The organism is Spiribacter sp. SSL99, assembly GCF_009805925.1.
In the GTDB taxonomy this organism is placed as follows: domain Bacteria; phylum Pseudomonadota; class Gammaproteobacteria; order Nitrococcales; family Nitrococcaceae; genus Spiribacter; species Spiribacter roseus.
The window spans coordinates 200,187-217,635 of the sequence record NZ_MAOM01000015.1; the positions used below are offsets into that span (position 1 = coordinate 200,187).

Below are 17,449 nucleotides of genomic sequence, written 5' to 3' on the forward strand. Positions count from 1 at the left end.
GCAACAAAAATTTTCGCAACGACGTTTGTTATTGTGCGGGCATTGCCATCAAAGGAACTATCAATGCTGAGTGTCAACCGTTTCGGGCTGCTGGACTGGATCGCGGGGGCGCGGGAGGCGGTGACGGCGTGGGCCGTACAGCTTGCCGCGGAGCTGTCCGCGATGCCCGCCGCGATGGTCGCGGCGGCGACGCCGGAGAATGCCATCGCGGCGGGCCGCATCGCGCTGCTTGTTGTTCTGATGCTGGTGGTCAGGCGCCTGATCCGTGATCGTGGCGGGGCGCTGATTGAGCGGCTGGCGGACTGGCAACAGCGGGCCGCCCCGGGGCTGGGTCCGCTGCGGCGCCTGGTGGTGATCGCGCTGGTGATCGGCCTGCATGGCATCAAAGTAGCGCTGGTGGCCGCCGTCGGCTATGCCGCCATCGTCCTGGGCATCGCCACCGGCCCCGAGGCATCCGCCATTGCCGGGCGGTTTGTGCTGGCGTTCGTGATCGCCGAGTCGCTGCGCCTGGTGGTGAATGCCTTTCTTGAACCCCGGGCCAGCGCGGCGCGTCTACTGCCGGTCGCCGATGCCGCGGCCCGGCGCTGGGAGGCACAGCTCTCGCGCCTGGTTCAGGTCGCCATCTATGGCCTGCTCTGGGTGACACCGACGCTCGCCAGCGTCGCCCCGGCGCTGGCCGGGCTGGCGCAGGCCATCATCACCGTGATCGTCCTGCTGGGCGTGCTCAAGGTGATCCGGGCGGCCCGCCGGCCGGTGCAGCAGTGGATGCTGGGTCGCGCCGCCCATCACCCGGGCAGTTTCTATGGCCCGGTGCTAGGGCCGTTGGCCGGCATCTGGCATGGGCTCGCCGGCGCTTTCGTCACCGCCTATGCCGTGCTGATCGTCACCGGGCCCGCCAGCGCGCTGATCTTTGTCAGCCAGGCCAGTGGGCTGAGCCTGCTGATCATTCTGGCGGCCGGCTTCATCGGCACGTCACTCGCGAGCCTGCGCCGGGTCGGGCGCTATCTGCCCCAGCGCCTGCGGGCGCGCCTGCCCATGCTCGCCGGGCGGATCGATGCCTGGGTGCCGCGGTTCGTGGGTGTCATCCACTGGCTTCTGGTGGCCGCGCTGGTGGGATCACTGCTGGATATCTGGGGGGTCGCCGAGGTCGGTGACTGGCTGGGCACAACCGGCGGTCAGACGCTGATCCACTCCATCGTCGCACTACTCGCCATCGGCATCCTTGCGGTCAGTGGCTGGCTGATCGCGGCCAGCTGGATCGAGGATCGGCTCAATCCCGATACCGGGACCGGCGAGCCGGGTGCCCGCGAGAAGACGCTGCTGGCGCTGTTCCGCAATGCCGTGGCCATTGCCATTCTGGTGCTCGCGGGGATGGTGGCGCTCTCAGAAATCGGTATTGATATCGGCCCACTGCTCGCCGGCGCTGGCGTCATCGGTCTGGCCATCGGGTTTGGCGCGCAGAAGCTCGTCCAGGACATCATCACCGGCGTGTTCATCCAGCTCGAGGACGCGATCCATCAGGACGACTTCGTGACCGCCGCGGGGATCAGCGGCACGGTGGAGCGGCTCAGCATCCGCTCGCTCGGGTTGCGCGACCTCTCAGGCGTCCTGCATGTAGTGCCATTTTCCTCGGTGGATACCGTTTCCAACTACACCCGCGACTTCGGCTATCACCTCGGTGAGTACGGGATGGCTTATCGTGAGAGCGTCGGCGATGCCATCGATGCGCTGCATAGCGCCTACGCCCGGCTCCAGGCAATGCCGGAGATCGGCGCCGAGGTGACCGGCCCGCTGGAAGTCGACGGAGTCAGCGCGCTGGCGGACAGCGCCGTGCTGATCCGCGTGCGCATCCGGACCACCGCGGGCATGCAGTATGCCGTGGGTCGGGCCTACAACCGGTGTGTGAAAGAACAATTCGACGCTGCCGGCATCGAGATTCCCTATCCACACCGCACGGTTTACTTCGGGGCGGGCGAGCAATGACCGACATTCGTATCGACGAGGATGTGCGAATCCCGATGAGTGACGGGGTCACGCTCTCGGCCCGGATCTGGCGGCCGCTGAGCGCCGATGCGCAACCCGTACCGGCGGTCCTCGAGACCATCCCCTACCGCAAGCGCGATCACACCCGCCCTCGTGATGAGACGCTGCATCGCTGGCTGGCCGAACGGGGCTATGCCAGCGTGCGGGTGGACATCCGTGGCAGTGGCGAGTCCGGTGGCGTGCTCGAAAACGAGTATCTGGCCCGTGAGCTCGAGGATGGCTATGCGCTCATCGAGTGGCTCGCCGCCCAGGCCTGGTGTGACGGCGGGGTGGGGATGATCGGCATCTCCTGGGGAGGGTTCAACGGTCTGCAGATCGCCGCCATGCAGCCGCCCGCGCTCAAGGCGGTGATTACCGTCTGCTCCACCGATGACCGCTACGCCGATGACATTCACACCATGGGCGGGTGCCTGCTGAGTGACAATCTGTCCTGGTCATCGGTGATGTTCGCGTTCAACAGCCTGCCGCCGGATCCTCAGCTAAGGGGGCAGGCGTGGCGATCGATCTGGCAGCAACGGCTCGAGGCCAATGCGCCCTGGCTGATGGAGTGGCTCGAACACCCGCAGCGCGATGATTACTGGCGGCATGGCTCGGTGTGCGAAGACTATGCGGCGATCCGCTGCCCGGTGCTGGCGGTGAGTGGCTGGGCGGATGGTTATACGAATGCCGTGTTCCGTCTGCTGGCCAATCTCGAAGTGCCGTGTCAGGGCATCGTCGGCCCCTGGAGTCATCGCTATCCGCACCTCGGCGAGCCCGGCCCGGCGATCGGGTTTCAGTCGCTGGTCACGGACTGGTGGGATCGCTGGCTGAAAGGCGAGCGCAACGGCGTCGATGAGGCGCCGCGGCTGCGCGCCTGGATCCAGGATGCCGACCCGCCGGCGACGGCCTATGGCGAGCGCCCCGGGCGCTGGGTGGCCGAGGCGCAGTGGCCGACACCCGCGGTGCAGGTCCGCACGCTCCACCCCCACGGCGACGGATCGCTGGCGCAGACACCCGCCGACGACAGCGCCGAGGGCCTGCGCCTCGACTCGCCGCTGGGGTTGGGGCTGTTCGCGGGCAAATGGTGCAGCTACGCCGATGGACCGGACCTACCCGATGATCAGCGCAAGGAGATGAGCGGCGGGCTGGTGTTTGAGACCGAGCCGCTGGAGGCGCCACTGGAGCTGCTGGGCGCGCCCCGGCTGCGGATCCGCCTGCGCGCCGAACAGCCATGCGGCCAGATCATCGTGCGGCTCTGTGACACGGCGCCGGATGGCGCGACCACCCGGGTGAGCTATGGGGTGCTCAACCTGCGTCACCGCGAGGGCCACGATCGGCCGCAGGACCTGGTGGCGGGCAGTGACTATGACGTGAGTGTGCCGCTGAACCACCTCGGCCACCGGTTCGCCGTCGGTCATCGGCTGCAGATGGCGCTGTCGACGGCCTACTGGCCGCTCGTCTGGCCCGAGCCCGAGGCCGGCCCGCTCTCGATCGATCCCGCCGCGACGGGCCTCGAGCTGCCGGTGCGGGCGCCGACCGGCCCGGACCATTCGCCGGTGTTCCCAGCGGCGCCCGACTATTCCCCCCTGCGCGCCGTCCAGCGGGTCGCGCCCACGCACGCCTGGCGGGTGCATCACGAACTGGGCGGTAACGCGGCGAGCCTCGAGGTGATCCAGGACAACGGCACGCGCACGTTGGAGGACGTCGATCTGACCCTGAGTGACGCGACCCGCGAGGTCTATCACCAGGTGGCCGGCGATCCGGCCCAGGTCAGTGGCGAGGTGGTGGCCGACTTTCAGCTCGGCCGCGGTGACTGGCAGGTCGCCACGCGCACCCGCACCCGGCTCGAGGCCGACGCCGAGGCCTTTTATCTGAGCGCCGAGCTGGATGCCTGGGAGTCGGACCGCCGGGTGTTCTCGCGCAACTGGCAGCGGCGGATTCCGCGTCGCAACGGCTAATCGCGCCCGCTGTCCTCAAGCGGCGTGATGGCGATCACCCGCGCGCAGGCGTCCATCACCGTCCAGCGCACTTCGTGGCCTGACAGGCGCATGCCATAGCGGCCGCGCCCGCGCCGCTGGTGGTAGGCCGGTCGCGGATCCGCCGCCAGGGTCTGCTCGATCAGCGCACCGAGGTGCGCCGGGGCGTTCGCCAGCGCCGCCTGCGCCTCGGCCTCCCATTCCACCGGCAAGCCCGGGCCCGTCTCGCCCAGACCCGCCGGCGGTCGGGCGTCGGGCCGTGACTCGATGGCGGGCAGGTAGGGCTTGATATCAAAAATCGGGGTGCCGTCCATCAGATCACAGCCGCGCAGGGCGAGGCCTGTGCCGGGCGGTGTCAGCAATGCCTCGATGCGTGCCAGCGACAGACCCAGTCCGTTGGGCCGAAACGGCGAGCGCGTCGCGAACACCCCAAGGCGTTGATTGCCGCCCAGTCGGGGAGGGCGGACCGTCGGTCGCCAGGGCCCCGGGCGGATGGCATGGAAGCCGAACACCAGCCAGCAATGCGAGCAGGTCTCGAGGCCGCGCAGCGCGCTGGCGTCGTTGTAAGGCGGCTCGAGGCGCAGCTCGGCGCGCGCGGCGGGGACCAGACCGGGCTGACGCGGCGTGCCGAAGCGGCCCTCGAAATCACTGCGCAGATAGGCGATGGGGTGGATATCCATGCGGCAAGGATACTGCGTTACAATCCGGGCATGACATATCCAAGCGTTGATCAATGCGTCGGTAACACCCCGCTGGTGCGCCTCCAGCGGCTTGCGGATACCGGTTCGAACACGGTGCTGCTCAAGCTCGAGGGCAATAACCCGGCCGGCTCGGTCAAGGACCGGCCGGCCATGAACATGATCACCCAGGCTGAGCGGCGGGGCGAGATCCGCCCCGGCGATACCCTGATCGAGGCCACCAGCGGCAACACCGGCATCGCGCTGGCCATGGCGGCGGCGGTCAAGGGCTATCGCATGGTGCTGATCATGCCCGAGAACATGACCGTCGAGCGGCGCGCCTCGATGCGTGCCTACGGGGCCGAACTGGTGCTGGTCACCCAGGCCGAGGGCATGGAGGGCGCCCGCGACGTGGCGCTGCGCATGCAGGCCGAGGGCAAGGGCCGGGTCCTTGATCAGTTCTCCAACCCCGATAACTGGGGCGCTCACTACAATGGCACCGGCCCCGAGGTGTGGCGTGACACCGGCGGCGCGGTGACCCATTTCGTGGCCTCCATGGGCACGACCGGCACGACCATGGGGGTATCGCGGTATCTCAAGGAGCAGAACCCCGGTGTACAGATCGTCGGCGCCCAGCCCCGCGAGGGGGCGAGCATCCCCGGCATCCGCAAATGGCCCGAGGCGTATCTGCCGGCGATCTTCGAGTCACACCGCGTCGATCGGGTGGTCGAGGTGGCGCAGGACGAGGCCGAGACGATGACCCGCCGCCTGGCCGCCGAGGAAGGGATCTTCGCGGGGATTTCCAGTGGTGGCACCCTGTGGGCCGCGCTCCAGATCGCGCAAGAGGTCGAGAACGCGACCATCGTGAGTATTGTCTGCGATCGCGGTGACCGCTATCTGTCGAGCGGCGTGTTCCCCGATCAATGAACGTCTTCGCCTTTGATATCGAGACCGTGCCGGATGTGGCCGGTGGCCGTCGCCTGCACGGTCTGGACGGGCTGGATGACCACGATGCCGCCGAGGCGCTGCTCGCCATGCGCCGCGAAGAGACCGGTTCGGATTTTCTGCGCCTGCCGCTGCACCGCGTGGTGGTGATCTCGGTGGCGGCGCTGATCGGTGACCGGTTCACGGTGTTCTCGCTGGGCGAGGGTGGCGATGATGAGGCGCGCCTGATCGACCGGTTCTTCGATGGCATCGAGCGCTATGTGCCACGTCTGATCAGCTGGAATGGCAGCGGGTTCGATCTGCCGGTCCTGCACTACCGGGCGCTGATGCACGGCCTGAGCGCGCCGCGCTACTGGGAGACGGGGGCCACCGACCGCGACTTTCGCTTCAACAACTACCACAACCGGTTTCACGATCGGCACACCGATCTGATGGATGTGCTGGCCGGCTATTCGGGGCGGGCGGTGGCGCCACTGGATCAGGTCGCCACGCTCTGCGGACTGCCCGGCAAACTCGGGATGAGCGGCGCGGATGTGCGCCACCAGATCGATGCCGGCCACTTCGCCGCCGTGCGGGATTACTGCGAGCACGATGTGCTGAATACCTACCTGCTCTGGCTGCGATTCCGGCGCCTGCGTGGTGAGCTTGATGAGACTGATCACGATCGTGAATGTGCCCGCGTCCGCGAGGCGCTGACCGAGGCCGAGAAGCCCCATCTTGAGCAGTTTCTCAACGCGTGGACGGGCTGACCGGCATGGGAGGACGACGCGGCCGACGCTTGCCCCAGACCCCGGTCGAGCTGGATATCGATCGCATCAGCCACGAGGGGCGCGGCATCGGTGTCAACGACGGTCGGACCGCGTTCATCCAGGGCGCACTGCCCGGCGAGCGGGTCACGGCCGATATCCGCCGTCAGCGCCGCCGCCAGCAGGAAGGTCAGGCCGTCTCGGTGGTCGGCACGCCGGCGGCCGATCGCGTGACCCCGCCGTGCGAGTTCTTCGGCGTCTGCGGCGGCTGCAGCCTGCAGCATATGGATCCCGCCGCCCAGGTCCGGCATAAGGAATGCACCCTCGCTGAGCTGCTCGAGCACACCGGTCGGGTGTCGCCGGCGCGCTGGCTGCCACCGCTCACCGGACCCACTGCCGGCTATCGACGGCGGGCCCGGCTGGGGGTGAAGTATGTACCGCGCAAGGGCGACCGGGTGCTGGTGGGGTTTCGGGAGCGCTTCAGCCCGTTTGTCGCCGACATTGAATCCTGCCATGTTCTGGATGTGCGGGTCGGCCCCCTGATCCCCGCACTGGCGCAGTTGGTCCGGGCACTGAGCATGCCCGATCGCATTGCCCAGATCGAAGTGGCCGCCGGTGATGAGGCGGTGGGGCTGGTGTTCCGCAACCTGCGCGCCCTGACGCCGGAAGACCGCGAAGCGCTGATCGCGTTTGGCAACGCCCACGATGTGCTGATCTTTGAGCAGCCCGGCAATGAGTCCACCGTGGCGCCGCTGGGACATGATCAGTCACGACTTGAATACCGGCTGCCGGAATTCGATCTGCGGTTCGCCTTTGCGCCCACCGACTTCACGCAGATCAACGCCGCGATCAACCGACAGATGGTCCCGCAGGCCATCGAGCAGCTCGCCCTCGAGCCGGACAGCCGGGTGCTGGATCTGTTCTGCGGGTTGGGCAACTTCACCCTGCCCATCGCCCAGAATGCTGCGGCGGTGATCGGTGTCGAGGGCGATGAGCCGCTGGTCGAGCGGGGCCGTGAGAACGCCGCGATCAACGGCATTGATAATGCGCGCTTCGCCGCCACCGACCTGACCCGGATCCCGCCGGATGCCGACTGGCTGGGCGAGGGCATTGATCGGGCCCTGCTTGATCCGCCCCGCTCGGGCGCGCTCGAAGTGCTGCCCAGCCTGGACGCGCTCGGCCCGTCGCGCATCGTCTACGTATCCTGCGGGCCGTCGACCCTTGCCCGCGATGCCGGTGAACTGGTGCACCGCTATGGCTATCGGCTTGAGGCGGCCGGGCTGATGGACATGTTCCCGCATACCGGCCACGCCGAGGCAATGGCGGTTTTCAGCCGCTGACCCCCGTCCTGGAGCCATCGTCATGCCCCGAGACTACGAAATCATCGCCCGCGAGACCGTCCATGACGGGTTCTTTCAGGTGAGCCGCTTCACCCTGCGCCATGCCCTGTTCGCCGGCGGGCAGAGCGAGGTCCTGGTGCGTGAGCGCCTTGAACGGGGCAACGCCGTCGCCGTCCTGCCCTATGACCCGTGGCTCGATCAGGTGGTGCTGGTCGAGCAGTTCCGGGTCGGCGCCCTCGAGACGGGGTTTGGCCCCTGGGTGCTCGAGACCATCGCCGGCATCATCGAGCCGGGCGAACGGGACGAGGATGTCGCCCACCGGGAGACCCGCGAGGAGGCGGACTGCGCCCTGGGCGAGCTGATGCCCATCGCCCACTATCTGGTCAGCCCCGGGGGCAGTTCCCAGACGGCCCGGGTCTACTGTGCGCCGGTGGACAGCCGCGATCTGCGCCGCGAAGGCCATGGCCATCCCGACGAGGGCGAGGACATCCGGGTCCATGTGGTGCCGGCGGACGAGGCGATTGCCATGCTCGACAGCGGCGCGCTCACCGCCGCCATGCCGATCATTGCCCTGCAGTGGCTTGCGCTCAATCGCGCGGTTGTCCGAGATCGCTGGCAAGCGATGCCGCGAGCCCCGTATAACGGGCCGGCGTCAACGCCCTGAGGTCGTCGCGCACGGCCTCAGGCAGTGCCAGCTCGTCGACGAACGCCTGCAGGGCGGCGCTGTCCACGCGCTTGCCGCGGGTCAGGGCCTTGAGCTTTTCGTAGGGCTCGTCGATCCCGTAGCGCCGCATCACCGTCTGGATCGCCTCGGCGAGCACCTCCCAGTTATCGTCCAGATCGGCGGCGATGCGCGCGTGGTTGACCGCGATCTTGTCCAGGCCACGGATCAACGAGGCATTGGCGACGCCCGTCTGGGCAAGCCCCACGCCGACGTTGCGCAGCACCGTGGAGTCGGTCAGGTCCCGCTGCCAGCGCGACACCGGCAGCTTGCGGGCGAGATGCTCGAGCAGGGCGTTGGCGACGCCGTAGTTGCCCTCGGCGTTCTCGAAGTCGATGGGGTTGACCTTGTGCGGCATGGTCGATGAGCCGATCTCGCCCTCGACGGTGCGCTGGCGGAAATAGCCGAAGGCGATATAGCCCCACAGATCGCGCACCAGATCGATGCCCACCGTGTTGAACCGCGCCAGTGTGTCGAACAGCTCGGCGATGCCGTCGTGGGGTTCGATTTGGGTCGTGTAGGCGTTGTAGTCCAGTCCCAGGTTTTCGACGTAATGCTTTGAAAAACGGGGCCAATCCACCGTCGGGTAGGCGCTCAGGTGGGCGTTGAAGTTGCCCACCGCGCCGTTGATCTTGCCGAGGATCGGCACCGCCGCCAGCTGGTCGCGCTGGCGCTGGAGGCGGGCGGCGACGTTGGCGAATTCCTTGCCGAGGGTGGTTGGCGAGGCGGGCTGACCATGGGTGCGGGCCAGCATCGCCACATCGGCGTGCTCGTGGGCGAGCGCGCGCAGACGCTGGATGATTTGATCCGCATCCGGCAGCAATACATCATTGCGCGCACGACGCAGCATGAGCGCGTAGGCCAGGTTGTTGATGTCCTCGGATGTACAGGCGAAATGCACGAACTCGGTGATCGGAGCCAGCTCCGCATGCCCGGCCATGGCGGTCTTGATGAAGTACTCCACCGCCTTGACGTCGTGGTTGGTGGTGGCCTCGATGGCCTTGACCCGTTCGGCATCCGCTTCGTCGAAATCCGTGGCGATGCGGGTCAGCGCCCGCGCCGCGCTGTCCGACAGGGGCGGCACCTCGGCGATGGCATCCTCGGCGGCGAGCGCCTTGAGCCATTCGACTTCGACCAGCACGCGATGGCGGATCAACCCATACTCACTGACCAGCGAGCGCAGGGCCTGCGTCTTGCGGCCATAGCGACCGTCGATGGGGGAAATGGCGGTAAGCTGACTGAGTTCCATGGGCTCCAACGCGCTTGAAATTGAGCATATAGTTTACAAGAACCGGAGAGACGATGATGAGTGAGCAGGGATTTCGGACCGAATCGGACAGCATGGGCGAGCTGCAGGTGCCCGCCGAGGCCCTTTATGGCGCCCAGACCCAGCGGGCCGTCGATAACTTCGCCATCAGCGGGCTGCCCATGCCGCGGCGGTTCATCCAGGCGCTGGGGCGGGTCAAGGCCTCGACCGCACAGGCCAACCAGTCCCTGGGGGATCTTGATGCGGCCATCGCCGGGGCCATCACCCAGGCCGCGGAGCGCGTTGCCGAGGGCGAACACGACGCCCAGTTCCCGGTGGATGTGTTCCAGACCGGTTCCGGGACCAGCAGCAACATGAACGCCAACGAGGTGATCGCGCGCCTCGCCACCGAGTCACTGGGCTCGCCCGTGCACCCCAACGATCACGTCAACATGAGCCAGAGCAGCAATGACGTGATCCCCACCGCCATTCACGTCGCCGCCACCCTGGCCTGTGCCGAGGAGCTGCTGCCGGCGCTGGATCACCTGGCCGCGACCCTTGAGCGCCGCGCCGAAGACCTCAATGACGTGACCACCACCGGCCGCACGCATCTCATGGACGCCATGCCGGTGACACTCGGCCAGTCGATCGGCGGCTGGGCGTTTCAGATCCGTCAGGGTGAGGTGCGGATCCGTTCGGCGATGGAACGGGTGCGTGCCCTGGCCCAGGGCGGCACAGCGGTGGGCACGGGCATCAACGCCCGCCCGGAGTTTGCCGATGCGGTGGCGGCGGCGCTCACCGAGCGTAGCGGCGTCAGCTTTTACCCCACGCCCAACCGGTTCGAGGGCCTGAGCACCCAGGACGCCGCCGTGGAGCTCTCCGGGCAGCTCAAGACCGTGGCCGTCAGCCTGATGAAGATCAGCAACGACCTGCGCTGGATGAACTCCGGGCCGCTGGCGGGACTGGGCGAGATCGCCCTGCCGGCGCTGCAGCCGGGCAGCAGCATCATGCCGGGCAAGGTCAATCCGGTGATCCCGGAAGCGGTCGCGCAGGTCTGCGCCCAGGTGATCGGTAACGATACCACCATCACCGTTGCCGGCCAGTCGGGGAATTTCCAGCTCAATGTGATGCTGCCGGTGGTGGCCCATAATCTGCTCGAGAGCATCTCGCTGCTGGCCAATGCGTCCACCGCGCTGGCGGATCGGGCGGTGGCCGGATTCAGTGTCAATCGCGAGCGGCTTGAAGCGGCGCTCGGCCGCAACCCGATCCTGGTGACGGCGCTGAACACCGAGATTGGTTATGAACTGGGTGCGAAGATCGCCAAGCGCGCCTATGCCGAGGGCCGACCGCTGATGGACCTTGCCCGGGAGATGACGGATCTCTCCGACGATGAGCTCGAGCGGCTGCTCGATCCCCGGGCATTGACCGCCGGGGGCATCCCGGGCGCGGATTAAGGGCCGGGCGACCTGTCGTAGCGGCTGAACGTCTGCGTGCAGCCGCCGGGGCCGTGGGCGTCGAGGTGCATCGACGCCAACTGGAAATCGCCGGTCTCGGCCAGCAGATCGCCCTCGCAGAGGCTCGCGAACGGCTGGCCGCCGATCAGCCGATGCACGGTGGTCAGGAATAGCGAGTCGAGAAGATTCGCGCTCAGCAGGGTATGCAGGACGAACGGGCCGGCCACGGTGTAAATGCGCCGATAGGCCAGTGCCTGGAGGGCGGTGACCAGCGCGGCGCCGCCCGGGTGCTCGACCTCGGGCAGGACGATCACTTCAGTGCCGGCCCGCTCATGGGCCTGCACGCGGCTGTCAGGCACGGATTCGCCGGTGATCACAATCACCCGTCGGCCCTGGTCGAGCAGACGCCTCGGAACGGCAAAATCGAGTCCGGCGCTGAGTACCGCGACGTCCGGCTGCGGAGCCAGCCCGTGGCGAACGCGCCAGGCGCGGATGTCGCTGAATGCGTCATCGATGCCGATGGGCAGGCTGTCCTGGGCGGTGCCGGCCTCGAGGTCGCGCAGATATCGGCCCGAGCTCAGCAGCAGGTCCGCCTGCCCGGCGAGCTCCTGGAACAACCGCCAGTCCCGGGCATTGGCGATGCTCTCCGGCACCCCCTGGCCGCCTGTGTCTGCGGGGACGCTGATGCGCCCATCCAGGCTTGCGATGTAGTTGGCGTAGATGAACGGCCCATGACGACCGCGGTCGGGCAGCGCATGGTACAGGTAGAGGCCGGTGAGCGGGCGCGTCGCGCCGGGGTCGGGGTAACAGGCAGTGATGGGTCCATTCATGCCCGCCGAACGATACGGCAAAGCTTTCAGGCGCGCTAGAATGGGGGCATGAGCCAGACCAAGCCCTTCGACCCGGATCCGGTCCTCAAGACCCTGCCAACGGCGCCCGGCGTCTATCGCATGTTCGATGACGCGGGGACGGTGATTTACGTGGGCAAGGCCCGCAACCTCAAGCGCCGCGTGAGCAGTTACTTCCGCAAGGGCGCGCACAATGCCAAGACCCAGGCCCTGGTGGGGCAGGTGGCCGACCTTCAGGTGACCGTCACGCACACCGAGGCCGAGGCGCTCATCCTTGAGAACAACCTGATCAAGGAGCATCGGCCGCGCTACAACGTCCTGCTGCGTGACGACAAGACCTATCCGTTCATTTACCTCTCGACCCAGCAGGACTTCCCGCGTCTGGGTTTCCACCGCGGCCAGCGCCGCGGCGAGGGGCGCTATTTTGGCCCGTTTCCGTCCTCCGGCGCGGTGCGCGAGACCCTCAACCACCTGCAGAAGGTTTTCCCGGTGCGGCAGTGCCGTGACAGCTTCTACCGGCATCGCACGCGGCCCTGCCTGCAGTACCAGATCGGCCGCTGTACGGCGCCCTGCGTGGGCTATATCAGCGAGACGGACTATGCGAAGGATGTCCGCCACGTCGAGATGTTCCTCTCGGGGCAGAGCAACGAGGTGGTCGACGAGCTGGTCCGCCGCATGGAGGCGGCGGCCGAGGATCAGGATTTTGAACAGGCGGCGCGGTTGCGCGACCGCATCACCAGCCTGCGGCGTATCCAGGAGCGCCAGTACGTCTCGGGGGCGCGCGGTGATGTCGACGTGATCGCCTGCCGGCTGCGCGAAAACCTGGCCTGTGTCCAGGTCTTCGTCATCCGTGACGGTCAGAATCTGGGTAATCAGACGTATTTTCCGCGCGTACCCCCCGAGACGGGACCAGAGGAAATCCTCTATGGATTCATCGCGCGGCACTATCTGGGTCAGTCGCCGCCGGCGGAACTGCTGGTCAGCCATGAGCTTGAAGACGGCGAGGTGCTCGAAGAAGCGATGAGCCATGATGCCGGCCATCGGGTGCGGATCAGTGCCCGGCTGCGCGGCGAGCGGCGGCGCTGGATGGAGATGGCACAGCGCAACGCCGATCACGCCCTGAGTGCCCGCATGAGCGGCGAGGCGCTGATGGAGCGGCGCTTTGACGATATCCAGCAGGCGCTGTCGCTCGAGGCGATCCCCGAGCGCATCGAGTGCTTTGACATCAGTCATACCCGCGGCGAGGCCACCGTGGCGTCGTGCGTGGTCATGGGGCGCGAAGGGCCGATCAAGGACGACTATCGACGCTTCAACATCGACGGCATCACCGACGGTGACGACTACGCCGCCATGCACCAGGCGCTGACCCGTCGCTTTCAGCGCCTGCGCGACGGCGAGGGCACCGCGCCCGATGTGCTGCTGATCGACGGTGGTCTGGGCCAGCTCCGGCAGGCCGAGGCGGTCCTCGAGGCGCTCGAGATCGAGGGCGTCCTGGCGGTGGGGATCTCCAAGGGGGCACGCCGTAAGCCCGGCGAGGAAGTGCTGCTGGTGTCGGGCCGCTCGGATGAGATCCGGCTTGCACCCGAGTCACCGGGACTGCATCTTCTCCAGCAGGTCCGCGACGAGGCCCATCGGTTTGCCATCACCGGGCATCGCAACCGGCGTGGCAAGTCGCGTCAGCAGTCCAGTCTGGAGGAAATCCCGGGACTGGGCGCGAAGCGGCGCCAGGCGCTGATGAAGCAGTTCGGCGGGCTGAAGGGCATCAAGCGCGCGGGGGTCGAGGATCTGAGTCGCGTGCAGGGCATCAGCACCGCGCTGGCGGAGCGGATCCACGGGCATTTGAATGGCTGACAATCAGGCGATGGTAGGCTCGCAATCATGGAAATGACGCTCCCCAATATCCTGACCTGGCTGCGGATCGTCATGATCCCGGTACTGGGTCTGCTGTTCCTGCTGCCGGCCCCCTGGTCCAACGGCGCGGCCGCCTTCGTGTTCGCCCTTGCCAGCGTGACCGACTGGCTGGATGGCTTTCTGGCGCGGCGCTGGAACCAGGCATCGCCGTTTGGCGCGTTCCTGGACCCGGTGGCCGATAAGCTGATCGTGGCGATCGCGCTGATCATCGTGCTCGTCGAGTCGCCCACCGCCCTTGTGGCCATCCCCGTGGCGGTCATCATCGGCCGCGAGATCGCCGTATCGGCGCTGCGCGAGTGGATGGCCGAGCTGGGCCACCGCGCCAGCGTGGCGGTGGGCATGACCGGCAAGGTCAAGACGGCGCTGCAGATGATCGCCATCGTGTTCCTGCTCTATCGCCATCAGATCGAGGGCATCCCCACCTGGCCGGTGGGGCTTGTGATGCTCTATGCCGCCGCCGGGCTTACGCTGTACTCAATGGTGCTTTATCTGTCGGCGGCGCTGCGGACCCTCGACCGGGTCGAGCAGGGTTGACACATACAGCGCCCTGACTAGAATAACGGGCTGTGACGCGGGAATAGCTCAGCTGGTAGAGCACAACCTTGCCAAGGTTGGGGTCGCGAGTTCGAATCTCGTTTCCCGCTCCAAACAGGGAACCCCGACCGGTCACGGTCGGGGTTTTTTATGGCTAGGTGGCAGAATGGTGATGCAGCGGCCTGCAAAGCCGTGAACGCCGGTTCGATTCCGGCCCTAGCCTCCATCTATCCGCCCGGATGGCGGAACTGGTAGACGCACGGGACTTAAAATCCCGGGGCTTTGGCCGTGTGGGTTCGAGTCCCACTCCGGGCACCATCTCCATCAGCCGGAGCATGCAATGACCGCGCCCATCCTCATCACCGGTGCCAGTCAGCGTATCGGGCTTGCGTTCGCGAAGCACTGTCTGGAGCGCGACGTCCCGGTCATCGCCACCTATCGCACCCATCGACCCGCGGTGGATGACCTGGTGCAGGCCGGCGCGACGTGCGTCCACGCCGACTTCGCGAGTAACGCCGGCGTCGACGCGTTCATTGATACCCTCAGGGCGCAGACCCCCACGCTGCGGGCAATCATCCACAATGCCTCGGACTGGCTTCCGGAGAGCCCGGATACGGATCCGGCGGATGTCATGGCGGCCATGATGCAGATCCACAGCACGACGCCCTACCGCATCAACCTGGCCTGCCGGGATCTGCTTGAGAACAGCGACACCCCCACCGATATCGTCCATATGACCGACTATGTGGTGGAAAAGGGCAGTGCCAAGCACATCGCCTATGCCGCCAGCAAAGCCGCGCTGGACAATCTGACCCTGTCCTTTGCCCGGCTGCTGTCACCCGCGGTCAAGGTCAACAGCATCGCCCCCTCGCTGATCATGTTCAACGAGGGCGACAGCGAAGCGTACCGCGAAAAGACCCTGAAGAAATCGCTGCTGGGAATCGCCCCGGGCGAGACGGCGGCGGTGCAGACCCTGCAGTTTCTGCTGGATAATCCATACATCACCGGCCGGCGCATCGGCCTTGATGGGGGGCGGAACCTGGTCTGAGTGGGCCGCCCCCGCGATCGTGCTGGCGTCCGGCGTTGGTCTAATCGGTTTGCGTGCCGACTCCGACCGCCGCCAGCGCCTCACGGATTGCATCGAGGCTTGTCGGATCCTCGATGGTCGCCGGTACCGCGACATCCGCGTCGCGGGTGAGCTGCCGGATGGACTTGCGCAGGATCTTGCCCGATCGGGTCTTCGGCAGTTTGTCGACCACAGCGACGGCCTGCAGCGAGGCAATGGCGCCAATCCGGGTGCGGATCATTGCCATGAGTTCTTTCTCCAGCCGCGCTGGATCAATGGTCTCGCCTGATTTGAGCACCACGAACCCCATGGGCATCTCCCCTTTCAGGGCATCCGCCACGCCCACGACGGCGCATTCGGCGACGGCCGGATGATCGCCGATCATCTCCTCCATCTCGCCGGTCGAGAGTCGATGGCCGGCGACGTTGATGACATCGTCCATCCGCCCCATGACGAACAGATAACCCGCCTCGTCGATGTAGCCGCCATCGGCGGTGTCGTAGTAGCCGGGTAAGGCCTGCAGGTATGAGCGGCGGAAGCGCTCGTCATCGGCCCACAGCGTTGGCAGACACCCGGGCGGCAGGGGCAGTTTGAGGGCGATGCTGCCCTGCTGGCCCGGGGGTTGCGCCACGCCATCACCATCCAGGATCTCCACCTGATAACCCGGCACGGGCAGGGCCGCGGAGCCGCTTTTCTCGGGGTGTGGTTCGATGCCCATGGGATTGGCGGCGATGGCCCAGCCCGTCTCGGTCTGCCACCAGTGATCGATCACCGGGCGCTGGGTGATGGACTTGATCCAGCCATAGGTCGGGGGATCCAGCCGCTCGCCGGCGAGGTAGATCCGCTCCAGGGCGCTGAGGTCGTGCCCCGCCATCAACGCCGCCTCCGGGTCTTCCTTGCGCACGGCGCGAAAGGCGGTGGGGGCGGTGAAAAACGCCTTGACGCGGTGCTCGGCGAGCACCCGCCAGAAGGCGCCGGCATCCGGCGTCTTAACCGGTTTGCCCTCGTAGACGATGGTGGTGCAGCCACGGATGAGCGGTGCGTAGACGATGTAGGAGTGCCCCACGACCCAGCCGACATCCGAGGCGGTCCAGAACACATCCCCGGGGTCGAGGTCATAGATCGCCTGCATGCTGAAATTGAGCGCCACGGCATAACCGCCGGTATCGCGGACGACGCCCTTGGGTTTGCCGGTGGTCCCCGAGGTGTAGAGGATGTAGAGCGGGTGAGTCGCCTCGACCGGCACTGGATCGGCCGGGGTGGCCGCCTGGGTCAGCTCGTGCCAGTCCACCTCGCGGGTCACGCCGCTCTCCTCCGCCAGGGTGGCCGTGCATTCCGGGCGCTGCAGGACCACGGTGGTGGCGGGCGGGTACTGCGTCTCATCCAGCGCGGTCTCGACCAGCGGTTTGTACGGCAACACGCGGTTGACCTCGATGCCGCAGCTCGCGGTGATCAAAACGCGTGGCCTGGCGTCGTCAATGCGCACCGCCAGTTCATGGGGCTGAAAACCGCCGAACACCACGGAGTGGATGGCCCCCAGGCGGGCGCAGGCCAGCATGGCCACCACGGCCTCCGGCACCATGGGCATGTAGATGACCACGCGATCGCCCTTCACGACTCCCAGGTCCCGCAACCCGCCCGCCAGCCGGGCCACTTCGTCACGCAGTTCGTGATAGCTGATGGCCCGTTTTTGACCGGTGACGGGGGAGTCGTAGATGACCGCCGTCTGCCCGCCGCGACCCTGTTCAATGTGATGGTCGAGGGCCAGATGCGACAGGTTAAGCTCGCCGTCGGTAAACCAGCGGTCGTGGCCCGCTTCGTCGCGGCCGAGGATGGTCTCGGGAAACCGGTACCAGTCGAGCTCGGCGGCCTGATCGCGCCAGAAACCGGCGGGGTCATCGATGGAGCGCTGATAAATCGCTGCGTAATTCATGGGACTCTCCTCCCGGATTATTATTGTCGC

14 protein-coding genes and 3 tRNA genes are annotated in these 17,449 nt (G+C 66.9%); 13 read left to right on the forward strand and 4 right to left on the reverse strand.

The annotated features are described in order from the left end of the window. Window positions 1–63: 63 nt before the first annotated feature. Window positions 64–1,983: a mechanosensitive ion channel domain-containing protein gene (locus BA899_RS04630; protein ID WP_159299897.1), complete on the forward strand. Its 1,920-nt coding sequence runs from the start codon at window positions 64–66 to the stop codon at window positions 1,981–1,983. Next, window positions 1,980–3,980, forward strand: coding sequence for a CocE/NonD family hydrolase (locus BA899_RS04635; RefSeq protein WP_159299898.1), 2,001 nt, complete (start codon window positions 1,980–1,982; stop codon window positions 3,978–3,980). Before BA899_RS04630 ends, BA899_RS04635 begins: the two co-directional genes overlap by 4 nt. On the opposite strand, the gene tsaA is transcribed toward BA899_RS04635, so the two are convergent. Further along, a complete protein-coding gene (tsaA, locus tag BA899_RS04640) occupies window positions 3,977–4,678 on the reverse strand; it encodes a tRNA (N6-threonylcarbamoyladenosine(37)-N6)-methyltransferase TrmO (RefSeq protein ID WP_159299899.1) in 702 nt (233 codons plus the stop codon). The genes BA899_RS04635 and tsaA overlap by 4 nt on opposite strands. A gap of 30 nt (window positions 4,679–4,708) precedes the next feature. On the opposite strand from tsaA, the gene cysM reads away from it, so the two are divergent. Genes cysM through BA899_RS04660 form a run of 4 tightly spaced genes read left to right on the forward strand, consistent with a single transcriptional unit; the run spans window position 4,709 to window position 8,370 of the window. Beyond that, window positions 4,709–5,602 carry a cysteine synthase CysM gene (cysM, locus tag BA899_RS04645; RefSeq protein ID WP_110883451.1) on the forward strand — a complete coding sequence of 298 codons (894 nt, stop codon included), beginning with the start codon at window positions 4,709–4,711 and terminating at the stop codon, window positions 5,600–5,602. Then, the gene (locus BA899_RS04650) at window positions 5,599–6,369 is read left to right on the forward strand and encodes a 3'-5' exonuclease (protein WP_159299900.1); all 771 of its coding nucleotides are present in this window, start codon (window positions 5,599–5,601) and stop codon (window positions 6,367–6,369) included. The genes cysM and BA899_RS04650 overlap by 4 nt, the downstream gene beginning before the upstream one ends. Window positions 6,370–6,374: 5 nt before the next feature. Then, entirely contained in the window at window positions 6,375–7,706 is a 1,332-nt protein-coding gene (gene rlmD / locus BA899_RS04655) for a 23S rRNA (uracil(1939)-C(5))-methyltransferase RlmD (protein WP_159299921.1), read from the forward strand. Between the two features lie 22 nt (window positions 7,707–7,728). Then, the gene (locus BA899_RS04660; protein WP_144347422.1) at window positions 7,729–8,370 is read left to right on the forward strand and encodes an NUDIX domain-containing protein; all 642 of its coding nucleotides are present in this window, start codon (window positions 7,729–7,731) and stop codon (window positions 8,368–8,370) included. Here the strand turns inward: BA899_RS04660 and purB are convergent. Further along, entirely contained in the window at window positions 8,294–9,676 is a 1,383-nt protein-coding gene (gene purB, locus BA899_RS04665; protein ID WP_159299901.1) for an adenylosuccinate lyase, read from the reverse strand. The two genes, BA899_RS04660 and purB, sit on opposite strands and share 77 nt — an antisense overlap. A gap of 56 nt (window positions 9,677–9,732) precedes the next feature. Between purB and BA899_RS04670 the strand changes: the two genes are divergently transcribed. After that, entirely contained in the window at window positions 9,733–11,127 is a 1,395-nt protein-coding gene (locus BA899_RS04670) for an aspartate ammonia-lyase (RefSeq protein WP_159299902.1), read from the forward strand. Here BA899_RS04670 and BA899_RS04675 read toward each other — a convergent pair. Beyond that, the gene (locus BA899_RS04675; protein WP_235013295.1) at window positions 11,124–11,957 is read right to left on the reverse strand and encodes a dihydrofolate reductase family protein; all 834 of its coding nucleotides are present in this window, start codon (window positions 11,955–11,957) and stop codon (window positions 11,124–11,126) included. The two genes, BA899_RS04670 and BA899_RS04675, sit on opposite strands and share 4 nt — an antisense overlap. A gap of 48 nt (window positions 11,958–12,005) precedes the next feature. Here BA899_RS04675 and uvrC point away from each other — a divergent pair, with 48 nt between their 5' ends. The 6 genes from uvrC (at window position 12,006) to folM (ending at window position 15,468) form a co-directional block, all read left to right on the forward strand. Further along, window positions 12,006–13,826, forward strand: coding sequence for an excinuclease ABC subunit UvrC (uvrC, locus tag BA899_RS04680; protein ID WP_159299903.1), 1,821 nt, complete (start codon window positions 12,006–12,008; stop codon window positions 13,824–13,826). A gap of 27 nt (window positions 13,827–13,853) precedes the next feature. Next, on the forward strand, window positions 13,854–14,420 hold the full coding sequence (gene pgsA / locus BA899_RS04685; protein WP_159299904.1) for a CDP-diacylglycerol--glycerol-3-phosphate 3-phosphatidyltransferase: 567 nt from the start codon (window positions 13,854–13,856) through the stop codon (window positions 14,418–14,420). Window positions 14,421–14,457: 37 nt separating this feature from the next. Next, window positions 14,458–14,533: transfer RNA gene (locus tag BA899_RS04690), tRNA-Gly, on the forward strand. A 39-nt stretch (window positions 14,534–14,572) separates the two neighbouring features. After that, window positions 14,573–14,646, forward strand: a tRNA-Cys gene (locus BA899_RS04695). 7 nt (window positions 14,647–14,653) lie between these two features. Then, window positions 14,654–14,738: transfer RNA gene (locus BA899_RS04700), tRNA-Leu, on the forward strand. 22 nt (window positions 14,739–14,760) lie between these two features. Beyond that, complete coding sequence (gene folM / locus BA899_RS04705; RefSeq protein WP_159299905.1) at window positions 14,761–15,468, forward strand: dihydromonapterin reductase; 708 nt, start codon at window positions 14,761–14,763, stop codon at window positions 15,466–15,468. Between the two features lie 40 nt (window positions 15,469–15,508). Here the strand turns inward: folM and BA899_RS04710 are convergent, their stop codons facing one another. Next, the gene (locus BA899_RS04710; RefSeq protein ID WP_159299906.1) at window positions 15,509–17,419 is read right to left on the reverse strand and encodes a propionyl-CoA synthetase; all 1,911 of its coding nucleotides are present in this window, start codon (window positions 17,417–17,419) and stop codon (window positions 15,509–15,511) included. Between the last annotated feature and the right edge of the window lie 30 nt (window positions 17,420–17,449).